3 protein-coding genes are annotated in these 1,471 nt (G+C 36.5%); 1 reads left to right on the top strand and 2 read right to left on the bottom strand.

Annotation, left to right across the window (positions count from 1 at the left end; genetic code table 11):
- Positions 1-322 (bottom strand): hypothetical protein (locus tag ORQ98_RS29440; protein ID WP_274692395.1); only part of this gene is annotated, 322 nt, incomplete at its 3' end.
- Between the two features lie 32 nt (positions 323-354).
- On the opposite strand from ORQ98_RS29440, the gene ORQ98_RS29810 reads away from it, so the two are divergent.
- Positions 355-537: a hypothetical protein gene (locus ORQ98_RS29810; protein WP_425347739.1), complete on the top strand. Its 183-nt coding sequence runs from the start codon at positions 355-357 to the stop codon at positions 535-537.
- A gap of 105 nt (positions 538-642) precedes the next feature.
- Here ORQ98_RS29810 and ORQ98_RS29435 read toward each other — a convergent pair whose 3' ends face one another.
- Complete coding sequence (locus ORQ98_RS29435; protein ID WP_274692394.1) at positions 643-1,296, bottom strand: IS1595 family transposase; 654 nt, start codon at positions 1,294-1,296, stop codon at positions 643-645.
- Positions 1,297-1,471: the final 175 nt, after the last annotated feature.

Here is a 1,471-nt window from a genome sequence, read left to right as displayed (position 1 = left end):
TTGTGTATAATTTAAAACGTCGTGGTAAAGGGTTATTAAGTGATTTAGTAGGGCTATTAATATAGCCCCCAGGAATCCATATTGAGCCAAACTTGATATAAGCTGTGTTACCCCTTTTAACAATAGCCCTAAACTCAACAATGTTACCTTCATCGTTTTTTCTTTGAATAAGAGTAGCTGATGAACCAGAAAAGTTGGGGTAGCTTGGGCCAACGTTATACTCAGCGACTACTGACGTTTTTACTCCAGCATTAACTACATTGGTCATACCGCTACCAAGTAGTAATCCAGATACTACCAAACTTACTGTAAAAGTCTTCATTTTAAACATTTCCTTGTGTTTTTTATACCTACATTAGCAAGCTAATTTTACAAGCTGTTAATGATATACTGCTATCTATTAGAGAAAGTCCAGTAGCCTATTTAAATAGCTTCCTTTTAAAGACAACAATAGCTTCTGACTTACTGGACCAACAGTGTGAAAGCGTACAAGCAATCAGTTTTTCTTTCAATACTAAAAAATGTCCGTTTATCTAGACAATACAATTGGTATTATTTATATACCAGAAAATACCTTAAAAATTATCAGTCTTTTATTTGATTCAGGACAATTAAAATTGGCTCAATATGGATTCCTGGGGGCTAGACTAATAGTCCTACTAAATCATTTAATAACCCCTTGCCACGACGTTTTAAATTATATACAAGCTCAAACAACGCTAAATAATAAGGTAATTTCTCTTGTGATATACCACGATGTGGGCTAAACCAAGACCTCAGAAGTGACCAGCAGCCTTCTATGGTGTTGACATGAACTTCATGAAAACCATCACCATCTTCATCCCGAGCATATTCACCCTTCCCATGACAAACCGTTTTATGTTGATAACCCCAGGCTGGCAATCTGCTATAGCTATTGTATTCATCAGTATAAATTAAGGTACCTGGATTAATCAATTGCTTGATAATAGGGGATATAGTTTTCTGCTTTACATTCTCCAGCATTCGAATAATCAACTGTCCACCACGCTTAACTAGCCCCATAAAATACATGCAGAGTATCCAAACTTTTAATGGCTGATGGTGTCCCGCAAATACAGTGAATATTAAGTCATCAAATCGATTTTTACAGCTCTGGCAGTGATAGCGTTTGCAAGCTTTTTGAGTAGCATGATAACCATGACTTTTAACGCCTTTGGATTGGCAATAAGGGCAACAAATGCCTTCTGGCCAACGACGTTGACGTATAAGCTGATAACAATACTCATCACTCACCAGTTGTTTAATATTGATCATTTTTTATAAACGACTCATTCATAGTCCATTATGAGCACTCGAGTATACAGTTTTTTATCTGTTAGCATAGTCCCCCAGGAATCCATATTGAGCCAGTAAAGGCTCAATATAGATTCCTGGGGGCTATATTAATAGCCCTACTAAATCACTTAATAACCCTTTACCACGACGTTTT

This window comes from Spartinivicinus poritis (assembly GCF_028858535.1).
Classification (GTDB): domain Bacteria; phylum Pseudomonadota; class Gammaproteobacteria; order Pseudomonadales; family Zooshikellaceae; genus Spartinivicinus; species Spartinivicinus poritis.
Note: the sequence above shows the minus strand (reverse complement) of the source record. Positions and strands in the feature narration are given on the sequence as shown.

Excerpts from the sequence above, each read along its gene's own strand:
- ORQ98_RS29435 (WP_274692394.1), bottom strand. The coding sequence starts at position 1,296 with ATGATCAATATTAAACAACTGGTGAGTGATGAGTATTGTTATCAGCTT.